Source organism: Pseudomonas sp. 05T35, assembly GCF_056396605.1.
Genome location: NZ_JBFTLU010000312.1, coordinates 1 through 10,145, shown reverse-complemented (window position 1 = coordinate 10,145; position 10,145 = coordinate 1). Strand labels below are relative to the sequence as shown.

Here is a 10,145-nt window from a genome sequence, read left to right as displayed (position 1 = left end):
CCACAGCACTCCATGGCAACTTCTTTTCCTGCCACTCTCTGTACCGGCGCCAGTAACGCCACTCCTTCTTAACCTCGCTAGTCAGCCAGGGAACATGCCCGGCCATGTCGACAAGAGAGGAGTCCTTGCCAACCCAGATACTGAATCGTCTGATGAGCTCGTCAGTGACGGCCTCGCGATCCAACCCCTCGGCCTTGTTCGGCATGATCTTAAGCACCATGTCGATTTTTTGCGAAATGAGTGCAGGGGTGATCGCCAACTTGCCCTGCTCGTCCACAATCATCTCTTGGACAAACTTGACCACACTCCATTTGTTGTCTTCGGACATTCGTCGCAGCTCCTTAAAAATTGTCGGGCAGGGCATCCACCAATGAAGGAAAAGCATGGAAAGGCTCCGTTGTCCGAAGCTGCTCCCTGGCAGAAGAAGCGGAATATCCTTTCTTCTCGATCATACTGCGGTACATGACCATCAAGACCTCATTGACCTCACTGGACGGGGTCTTCTCAAAGCCAGTGCAGGGCGTATCCCTGTTTTCCGCCGTATCAATCCATATCCTCTGAACAGGGACCGTTTCCTCGATGACCCGCAACATCGCTCTGATCTGCGGAAGCAGCCCTCCCGCATCATCCAGTACGTCCCGTATTGCGGGGTGGTCACTGTCTATCCGGTATCGTATTCCACTGGCTAGGCGCTCGACCTTCCAGGCTTCGGCAACCTGTTTATTTCCAAGCAAAGTGGGCCTGCCTCTGTGAGCAAAGGCTCGGCGCGCACGTCCACGCGTAGCCTCGGCAAGACGGGTCAACCAGTCTCGAAGATAGACAGGGGGTCTGGCTGTGGACTTGCGGATATCGATCTTCCAGTCGGCATCGGCAGAGTTGGGTATGTCCAGACGAATTCTTGCCAATCGGTGAGCTTCGTCCTTTGTCCAGGACCTGCCGGTTCCCAGACCTAGCCAACTGCCTGCAACGAGAAGGCGCTCGTTGCGGTAAACATAAAATCCCTGCTGGGCCGTCCAGCCTTCAGGGCCACCCAGCACTTCAAAATCCTCGCCAGAGAGCATGTCCTTGTGCGGCAAAACATGGCATTCCGCTTCAATACCCTTGAGTGTCGGGTGCTTGAATACGGGAGGGTTGTAGGGTTTTCCCGGATGGTCCGTCATGAAGGGATCCCAGGGTTTTACCGGCTGTCCGTTGAGCAGAATTCTGAGACGTGGTCGGGTTCCTTCCAGATATCTGTGGAACACCATTCCAAGATGCTGCTCGACCTTGTCGGCTAGGTTCAGAAAGTCCTGAACAGTGCTTCCCGGAGTAATGATCCGATCCAGCTCCTCCCACAGGACCAGAGTCCCACGACCGGCTTCGGAAAGCTGCTCCGCATACCCTTCGGAGCCGGGATGGGGCCCCTCCAGCAGATGCCAGCCGCCATCGGAGCTGTTTGCAAGATAGTCAAGGTCCCAGCGCAGAGCCTGCATGCCATCCACGCCAATAGTCGCCACGGTAAGTCTGCGGCACTGCGAAAAAGACGCCGTCTTGAGGCCCAGTCCAAAGCGACCAAGATCGGACGCTGCTCTCTCTTCCAGAGGGTTGCGCTCACCCAGCCTCATGGCCAGATCAAGTCCGGCTGCCGACATTCCGGTGCCGTTGTCCAGACAGGTAATTCGACTCTCTGTCTGAGCCCAGACGAACTCGATTCTGACTTCCGAAGCTCCTGCTGCAACGCTGTTGTCAATGATGTCAGACAGTGCTGTCTGAGTGTTGTAGCCCAGCCCTCGCAAAGCCTCGACCATTGCACTGGCCTTGGGCGGGGCACTTCGACTCTTGAATGTGGGTGACAAAATAACGCTCCCCTGTCGTGCCTGCGGTGGTGGGTTAGACTCTACTTCGCGTTTTTTCCGTTTCTAACGATCCGGGCAACAACATCTGCAATCTGCCGAGCCAAAAGCGGCGGAACCGCATTACCCACTTGATGGAACTGTTGCGTTCTATTGCCCAAGAAAAAGTAGTTGTCGGGGAAAGTCTGCAGTCTTGCAGCCTCGCGAACAGTCAGACTTCGGCACTGCCTAGGGTCGTAATGAATAAAATAGTGACCGTCCTTAGCAATGTGGCTGGTTATTGTCGTGGAAGGAATACCTGCTCTCTGGACACGAAAACGGTCACTGAACTTTCCGCTTGTCCAGTTCTTGTGATCCGGCGCCAGACCGGGAAGGTTGAAGTTCTGGTGCCCCTTGGGCGAGTCCCTGTAAGTCTCGGCAAAAGCGGCAGCGTAAACATACCTGCGCAGATCGGAGCTCATGTGCCCCCTAGCCTCGTGATTGAGCCAGTACTTCAGTCTCGGGTCATGCAGCCAGCTATCGAGAGGGGTTCCCGTCACTCCATTACAAGCGTTTTTTTTAAGTACCCGCAGCCCGCCCGAGTTCATGTCGCGGCTGTCATAACTGCTGGCAAGAATGCCAAGCTTGGTTGCCAACGCAAGTCTTTCAGGTGTCTCACTTACTAGCTGAAGGCACTCATGATTCAGTTCCTTCAAGTGCTGACGCACTATGTCCGCCCACGCATCGGGAGAGTCTTTCTGCTTGGTAAGGGTGCTGCGCAATGGCGGCAGACAACCAATTATCTGATCTATTGTCGGCCCCGAGACGGAGGACAGCTTGTGATCGCCAAGTGCATCTAGATACTCCTCGGAAACACCGAGAAGTATCACTCGATGCCTGGCCTGGGGAACGCCGTATTCCTCTGCCCGAATGATGTAGTTGCTTGGTTCGATGCTGTCCTGATCTGCTCCACTTTCGTAGATGTCATCGGCGACGAGAGAACAGATTCTGTACTTCGGACCATTATCGCTTTCTCCAAACGCCGCGTCCGGGTCTGCAAGATCACGCAAAATCTGGGGAAACATCTGCTCGCCAGCGACCTGTGATGAAAGAATGCCTTTCACGTTTTCCATCACGAAAACTGCAGGTCTCTTTTTCTGAATGATTCTCAGGTACTCACGATAGAGAAAATGTCTATGATCATTTTCCGCACGATAATCCACCTTCCCGCGATTTCTGGCTCGACCTACGATTGAATAGGCTTGGCATGGAGGTCCCCCAATGAGAACCCATGGCCTAGTCTCATCGAGACGGCTTGCCAGCATTTTGTCGAGTCTGGTGTTGCCCGCTTCGGTACCCAATTCCAGCAACTGTGCTTCGTTGTCGGCATGTCTCCACGCCTCAAAACTTTTGGCCGTATGGGGTTCAGGTACGTCTGCCGTTTCACAAAAATTGTAATAATCCTCGAGGGATTCGGGTTGTTCACTCTTTAGCAGACGATAGAAGGCCCTGAGCCGGAGAGTGGAACGCGCGGAAACCTCCATTTCGGCCGATACCTTGATCTCGAAGGTGTCACCGTTAATGTCCGAATGAGAGGAAAACCCCTCCCCTAGACCTCCGGGGCCAGCAAAGAGATCCACAACCTGAATGGGATAGCTACRACTCATGAAACCACGCTATTTTGAGAAAGTACGAAATGGATGTAGTTGACCGCGCCACGAGATCCCGAATGATGTCCGGCATCAGAGGAAAGGACACCAGACCGGAGCTCGCTGTCAGGCGCTTTCTGCATGCACATGGTTACCGCTTCCGACTTCATCGCAGGGACCTGCCGGGAAAACCGGACATTGTACTGCCTCGACTGAAAGTCTGCATTTTTGTGCACGGTTGTTTTTGGCATARCCATACCGGCTGCAAGTACGCAGTATTGCCCAAGACACGCGTCGATTTCTGGACAGAAAAACTGAAATCCAATGTGGATCGAGATCGCAAGGTAATGAAGGAGCTGGGCAGCAACGGATGGCGCGTTTTTACAGTGTGGGAATGTGAGCTGAAAAATCCCGAGGCGGCATTGCCCGCACTGCTTGAACGCCTAAAGACTCTTGAGTAGCCGCACTCGACGGCAACGGGCATTAACCCCCTCACAAGGCGTCATCCAGAACGAGCAATACGCCTGAAACCCACGAATGGCACACCCATCCACCTGATTGGGTTTTCTTCAGATAGTGGTTCAGAGACCCCGATAGAATTTTATTGATATCCGTCACGTGATACCCCAACACGAGTTCCGCGTGAGCAGCTCGATCTCCCGGATTGTCTGCAAAGTATCTCAGTAGATCTAGGGCTACCGTGCCGAGCTTGGCGGTGCGCTCTACAAGGACCCTCTCTTCAGGCGATCTTGTACTTGCAGGCGGAGGAAGGATTGACTCTTCATTCCAGAGAGTGCCGTCAAAAGGCCCGACTAAACTTGGAATCACTGCACCTTTTTCCAGAGAGCGGTAGGTACCGATAGCCCCCTGAATTTGGCCCGCAACGGCCCTCAGGTCCTTATCGTCTATTTCGGGAATCCCTATCTCATCTGTTGCCGTCCAGTCCCAATCCAAATCCAAATCCAAATCCAAATCCTGCAGACTTTCACCTTCGGCAATTGACTCAACCTCTATATCTGTCTCAGAGGTACCAAACGTAGGGACTGCATTCGCTGGACAAGCAGCAGCGCTTGATATTTCGCTGCAAAGTAATTGGGTCTGCAGCTGCCTGCTTAGACTTATCGAATCGTATTTCTCGCACAGGAAGTCGACTAGCAGCTCGCGTCCGTCCTGTTCTAGCCCCATGAATGCAAGGGAAGAAAGTGCGCGCACAACTCCATCAGGCAGGTTACCTTTGAAAAGCACGCGAAGAAGCTCGGAGCACTCCTCTCTTCGCGCTGGAAGTGACTCTGGCACCAGACGTGCGACAAGCACTCCCCACTCAGCTCTATCGGGGCGTTGACCGGGCGAGGTGTCACACTCGTTTTCGACGTGAATGCAGCCGTCCTCTACTGGCCACAGCTGCTCTCTGTAGATGACGGCAGCTTGCCGTCCATCCATCTTGAGAGGGCCTGTAATGCGGTCAATTTCCTGCCCGCAAGACATCACCCTTACCGTCACTTTCATATCCCTATCGCCTAGTCGGTAAGTTAGCAACACCCGACATCCGAATGCTGGCCGCATGCCGCATAATGCCTAGAAAAGATGCTATTTCCAAGAAGAGTTAATTCCGGGCGTGTCAGGAAAAGCGGTCATGCGCATGAACATGAGGTAGGTAGCCTTGCGTGTGAGTTCAGCGAAAAAATATACGGCGTTGCTTGCTCATCTGGCACCTCAATTTGGCAGGTACTCTCGCCTTAAATGGGTGTCCGGCTCCAGATCGACAGCGCGCACCTTTTAAAATCCCGGACTCGATTCCACTTAAGGCCGCGCTAGGCAAAACGAAGCAGCACCCCATAGTGACGGAGCAGGATGACATGACACTCAAAAAACAAGCCAAGCCTACTGAAGCACTTCTGACGTTCGAGGTTTTTTATAACGGCGAGCTGTTTAAAACTGTCGAGTTCTCCAGCCTCCGCAAGTGCAACAACTGGCGCGAAAAAAGCCTAGAAACGCCATTCCTTTATGTGGTCAAAACGCCTAACTGTAATCGTGAGAGCTGCATCGAGCTATCCAAGCGTTACTTCTTAACCAAACACCGCGTGTACCCGGATCTATTTGAGCGCCCTGAGTGGGACGTCGTGACCGAGGCAGAACTGCAACAGCTTGCAGAAACCCGCATTGTGCGGGAAACCCGCGAGCGCACTGGGGTACCGCTTTCTGTCCAAGTCGGCGGTGGTAAATACGACGTCACCATCGTTCACTTTGACAAGCCAATGCGTGACCGCGTTGAGATCGTCAAGGGAGACCTAAGCCGCGAAGAAGCTTACGAATTCATTCGCAGCTACGGCACCGATACCGTCACCAAAGAAGTGACACCAGCAGAAGAGGAAATGAAGTCAATGACAACGATGAATCAAGCCGATCGCCAGCATCTGATCCTGACAACCTTGCTGAACACCATCAAGCCAGAAAAAACTGGCTGGAGAGAAATCATCAAGGCCATTGAAGCGCTGCACCTGATCAAGTCAGACGGCTGGATGGAAGTGCGTGACGTGCTTCAATACGCCTTGGATCAAGGCCGCATCGCTCGCCCTAAGTTTGATCCGCATGCGGATGACGAGTATTACTTTGCAGTTACCCCGACTACCCCCGCCACCCCGAAAGCTGAGGAATAAGCACCGGTTGACGTGCTCGTAGATAGAAGAACCAGTGAGGAATTTTGGTATGTATTGCATGGGGCAGCTCATCGACAACCTTGAAAACATGACGTCTAAGGGCGGGGCCTGGCGCTAGAGCATTGCACGGCTGTTCCATATGAATCCGTAGGCGCATAACAGCCAGCGGCACAATGCCCCCCCCCCCTACATTGAGATTGAGGTTTTCCGGTAAATACCACTCACCCGGTTATACGGGATACGGGATACGGGATACGGGACAGACGACATGTACCCTCGAAAGCCAGACGCCTCACTGCACGACCCGTCCCCGGCTTATCTGCGTGGACTTCTGGAGACGGCAGGCATCACTCAAGAAGCAGCAGCGACTGCACTCGGCATCACTGACCGGGTTATGCGCTACTACTTGAGCAGCCAAGAGTCGGCCAGCTACCGACCAGCGCCCTATGCAATCCAGTACGCGCTAGAACAACTGGCTGCGTACGGTGCGAAGAAGCGGAGCGTTAAACGCGTCTGATTCTTAAGTGGGTCGCCGGGGACCGCATACCCGCACCTGAACAGCCTGGCCTTGACCCAAAGCATTCTTGGCCGGATCGAGCGTACACCGTTCATCTTGGACTGGCTCCGAAGCGTCGAGCTGCACCGCCGTGTACATGCGACTGAACAAGTGCGAGGCCCGAACTTCTTTGCATAAATAACAAGTTTTTTATTTTCAATTACTTATATCGATAAAAGGCTAAACACAAGCCGAATTCTATCTGCCAGTGCGTTCATCGATTGAGCAGTGCTCAGGTAACCTGTTTCGGTATCATTCATGCAGACCAGCCCCAAGGGGCTATGTTCAAGCCCAACCTCCTGGTACGCGACCCAAAACACCTCTTGGTGTTCATCGTCGCAGCAGTCCGCATACGCCTCGTTTATCTGCGGCACGCAGTCAAATAGCCTGGACAGCGATGTCGACTTGACCTGCTCATCACCCAGAGCATCCAGAGCGACGAGGTAGGCCGGCTCGTCCGTGCAAGCGACAGCCTCAACCATCCGGTTGATTAGGATTGAAGCGTTTGAATGGGAGAGATCGATGCGTGAATCACTGATGGGAAAATTCATTATCACTCCTACTAAATAATTGATGGATTGAGAATGGAATTAGCGAAATAGCTCATGCCCACGAGCATGGCCGTAGCTATACAACGCCATTGCTCACGCATGACCAGAATGTGCCGTATGCAAACACAGGGCGAGGCTGGAGGCGTGAGGTTGGCGTTCGGTAGTCAGGAGGAATCATCGCCCGATGACGAGCCGATCTGGATCGGTATCAACGATGACGTCGCTGCGGGAAAAGGTGTTTAGGCTGTGGCGGTGACGCCGTCACTCAGCCTCTGCTGCAACCGAATGCCCGGCATCGACTGCCGAACTCCTTGGTCGCGGCCTTGCAGATATAGCTCACTCGGTGGAAGTACCGATCCATCTGCGCTGGATCGTCCTGAGAGAGGTTAAATGTGGCGTTTGCCGGGATATGCACCAAGCCCTCGGCATCGTCGACGCATATTTTCAGCGCGCTGGCCCAAGCGGCCTGGATGCGGCTGTACAGGTTCTCCCTCTCAGATTGAAAGCGTCCCACCGTGTGGAACGCATCCCTGTTGAGCAGCAGGACGAAGTGAAAGTGCGGGCGCCCCTTTTGCCCTACCTCTCTCACCCAGCACCAGCGAACACTTGTCTGATGCGCAGAGCCATTCACACGCTTGGCACGCTCACGTGCAATTCCAATCTTTATGGACAAGGAAGCGACAAACCTGGAGATCACGGCGTTGCTGGATGCTGGTGGCAAATAGTCATCTGGGAAGCGCAGATCGAAACGTACCGCAAACACCCGACGGTGGGCGCTCAGTGCCAACTGAGTCGTTTCTAAAAGACTTTGCAGGTATTCGGTAATGAAGGGAGCGTGGGACGCCATCACAGGTAGACCGTGAAAGGTGTCATCGTAATGCAGGTGAAGATTGCTGTTGCCAGAATGACGCTTGGATTGATGAGCCATGGAAGGTGATCCGCTGAGTGAATTCATAAACTCAGCTGGCTGGGTATCTATTTACGGTTTTGAGCTGACAATCGGATCAGCGCTTGGCGCTGAATCCTGTTACTGGTTGCAATGGGGATGGGTGACTGAGCTCATGGCACTTACCCCATGGTGGGTAAGCCTGATAAGTCCTCTATGAATGACCCTATAAATATGACCCTATAAATAATACTAATACCGAGACACAGCTCCCCACGCCTGCAAGGGCGCGGGGAGCTGCAATGCCAGGGAACGCGGGAAGAATGCGACGATTTCAATGATTCAGATGCTCTGGAACTAAACCACTTTTGAGACTCATCCGATCAGCACAAACGCCGACCGAATGACAGGGCGCCAGCTCAACCCATGGACGCGGATCATGCAGCCTTTAGCTGCGACACCGCAGCGAGGGAGTCGTGCCTATCACGCGCCTCGATCCTAGTCATGACCCAGGCCATAACTTCACTTTCAACCCAGGCCACGGCTCTTTCCCCCAGCGACACTGACTTGGGAAAAGCTCCGTCTTCGATGTATTTGTAGATGGTGGACCGACCTAAACCAGTGACGTGTTTGACTTCCTTCAGGCGAATTAACCTCATGAACAGGCTCCTCTGTATTMCGTTCAGAGGATTGGGAGGTCCTGTAATAAACTACGCGCCCCGTCAAGCGCAGGGTGACCGCTCCAGGGGCTCTCGGGTGGCTTGAATCAGCACCGGCATCGCCTGCCGCAAACTGGCGTCTCTTAGCGGAAGGGCTTCAATGGCCAGTGGTTGAGCCAACACATCCATTCCTGTATTGGTCAGTTTCACTGACTCCTTAGCAGCCAAGATGTGCGACGGTAGCTGGACGAGCCGCACATAGCCCGGCGCCCATTTATGCCCTTCGCCTCAACCACTAACCCAAGACTACAGACACCAACCATGATCAGTCGCTCGCGGCAGTAGGCAAGATATCCATCCCCGCGCCTCAACAAAGTGGCGAACATGGGCATCAGCGCTTGCATAGTCCGTCAATCTCACCAGCACTCGTAAGTGTGCCCCAAGAGCATGGCAAAGCATTACTGGCGTCCTCTTCACACTCTCGAAAAATCCCCCAACCTAAAAGCCGAAGCGATTCACATCGTGAATATTAGCTACGTACCGTTAAATCACGACCAATATCGGCTACAGAGCCTTTATTCACGGGCCACAGCAGACAAATAAAAACCTAGAATATTCCTAGAATAGTAATAAAATCTACATTGAATTCTCGTAGAGGCTCTATATTCCTTGCCTAGAGTCGGGTTAGGATCACCGCTTAAAATAGCCAGAGAATTTCAGATAATGAGCTTTAATAGGTTTTATCTATGACAAATAATGATGGTTTTGTCACAAAGAATCTCCAGGAGGATGAACTGGCCCGACTGCTCAAGGAGCCTCGACCGAGCACTCGTCACGACATCTGGCTATGGCTCTACCTTTACGATTTCGAAAGGGCAAAACTAAACCCAGACACTTGCAACGGCGCCGCCATGAGGGACGACATCGCCCACTTTCTGAAGCGCAATACCGATTTACTTGATGAAATAAACCGGCAGAAAGACCGATTTATGGTCAAAGATGACTACCTCAAGTGGATTGACGGAGGTGAAAGACAGTATCGGTGGCTGCTCAACAGGATTGAGGGCATCACTGCCTCGGGACTACCTAGAGGGCTGGTACACCTCACCGGCAAAAAACGCCTCATCGCCATGCTCGATCACTGGGATGTCGCTATTACAAAGAAAGTCGAAGAGATTGAACGCCTTCGCAGGGACTGGCTTCAGCGCAAAGCAAGGGATAGTGATTTCAGTGTATTTGAAGACAAAAAAGACGGCGCCAGCCGCTGTAAATGTGCCTGGGAATGGCTAGAGAAGAACTACAAAAACCTCCCTGAAAAACAGCTCCCCATCAGCAATTACACAGAGCTGCTCATATTCTTCGATCAAGAGAATCTT

General features: G+C 53.0%; 9 protein-coding genes and 2 pseudogenes. 4 read left to right on the top strand and 7 right to left on the bottom strand.

What is annotated here, in order from left to right:
• The 3 genes and pseudogenes from AC1DH9_RS21195 to AC1DH9_RS21185 form a co-directional block, all read right to left on the bottom strand.
• Window positions 1-328: pseudogene (locus AC1DH9_RS21195) on the bottom strand (endonuclease); the annotation flags it as partial.
• 13 nt (window positions 329-341) lie between these two features.
• The gene (locus AC1DH9_RS21190; RefSeq protein WP_323562909.1) at window positions 342-1,787 is read right to left on the bottom strand and encodes an ATP-binding protein; all 1,446 of its coding nucleotides are present in this window, start codon (window positions 1,785-1,787) and stop codon (window positions 342-344) included.
• Window positions 1,788-1,876: 89 nt separating this feature from the next.
• Window positions 1,877-3,478, bottom strand: coding sequence for a DNA cytosine methyltransferase (locus AC1DH9_RS21185; RefSeq protein ID WP_477808729.1), 1,602 nt, complete (start codon window positions 3,476-3,478; stop codon window positions 1,877-1,879).
• 29 nt (window positions 3,479-3,507) lie between these two features.
• Between AC1DH9_RS21185 and AC1DH9_RS21180 the strand changes: the two genes are divergently transcribed.
• Entirely contained in the window at window positions 3,508-3,921 is a 414-nt protein-coding gene (locus tag AC1DH9_RS21180) for a very short patch repair endonuclease (RefSeq protein WP_477808728.1), read from the top strand.
• Window positions 3,922-3,952: 31 nt separating this feature from the next.
• On the opposite strand, the gene AC1DH9_RS21175 is transcribed toward AC1DH9_RS21180, so the two are convergent.
• Entirely contained in the window at window positions 3,953-4,966 is a 1,014-nt protein-coding gene (locus AC1DH9_RS21175) for a hypothetical protein (protein ID WP_477761245.1), read from the bottom strand.
• Between the two features lie 350 nt (window positions 4,967-5,316).
• On the opposite strand from AC1DH9_RS21175, the gene AC1DH9_RS21170 reads away from it, so the two are divergent.
• Entirely contained in the window at window positions 5,317-6,117 is an 801-nt protein-coding gene (locus AC1DH9_RS21170; RefSeq protein ID WP_477808727.1) for a hypothetical protein, read from the top strand.
• Between the two features lie 541 nt (window positions 6,118-6,658).
• Window positions 6,659-6,806: pseudogene (locus AC1DH9_RS21165) on the top strand (Tn3 family transposase); the annotation flags it as partial.
• Between the two features lie 31 nt (window positions 6,807-6,837).
• Here AC1DH9_RS21165 and AC1DH9_RS21160 read toward each other — a convergent pair.
• From AC1DH9_RS21160 to AC1DH9_RS21150, 3 genes are all read right to left on the bottom strand, one after another.
• Entirely contained in the window at window positions 6,838-7,224 is a 387-nt protein-coding gene (locus tag AC1DH9_RS21160) for a hypothetical protein (RefSeq protein ID WP_477761242.1), read from the bottom strand.
• 265 nt (window positions 7,225-7,489) lie between these two features.
• Window positions 7,490-8,152 (bottom strand): inovirus Gp2 family protein, encoded by a 663-nt coding sequence (locus AC1DH9_RS21155; protein WP_477761241.1) that lies wholly within the window; start codon window positions 8,150-8,152, stop codon window positions 7,490-7,492.
• 395 nt (window positions 8,153-8,547) lie between these two features.
• Window positions 8,548-8,769 (bottom strand): AlpA family transcriptional regulator, encoded by a 222-nt coding sequence (locus AC1DH9_RS21150; RefSeq protein ID WP_477761240.1) that lies wholly within the window; start codon window positions 8,767-8,769, stop codon window positions 8,548-8,550.
• 746 nt (window positions 8,770-9,515) lie between these two features.
• On the opposite strand from AC1DH9_RS21150, the gene AC1DH9_RS21145 reads away from it, so the two are divergent.
• A partial coding sequence (locus tag AC1DH9_RS21145; protein WP_477808726.1) for a hypothetical protein occupies window positions 9,516-10,145 on the top strand: 630 nt, incomplete at its 3' end.

Excerpts from the sequence above, each read along its gene's own strand:
- AC1DH9_RS21175 (WP_477761245.1), bottom strand. The coding sequence starts at position 4,966 with ATGAAAGTGACGGTAAGGGTGATGTCTTGCGGGCAGGAAATTGACCGC.
- AC1DH9_RS21150 (WP_477761240.1), bottom strand. The coding sequence starts at position 8,769 with ATGAGGTTAATTCGCCTGAAGGAAGTCAAACACGTCACTGGTTTAGGT.
- AC1DH9_RS21170 (WP_477808727.1), top strand. The coding sequence starts at position 5,317 with ATGACACTCAAAAAACAAGCCAAGCCTACTGAAGCACTTCTGACGTTC.
- AC1DH9_RS21155 (WP_477761241.1), bottom strand. The coding sequence starts at position 8,152 with ATGGCTCATCAATCCAAGCGTCATTCTGGCAACAGCAATCTTCACCTG.
- AC1DH9_RS21160 (WP_477761242.1), bottom strand. The coding sequence starts at position 7,224 with ATGAATTTTCCCATCAGTGATTCACGCATCGATCTCTCCCATTCAAAC.
- AC1DH9_RS21190 (WP_323562909.1), bottom strand. The coding sequence starts at position 1,787 with ATGGTCGAGGCTTTGCGAGGGCTGGGCTACAACACTCAGACAGCACTG.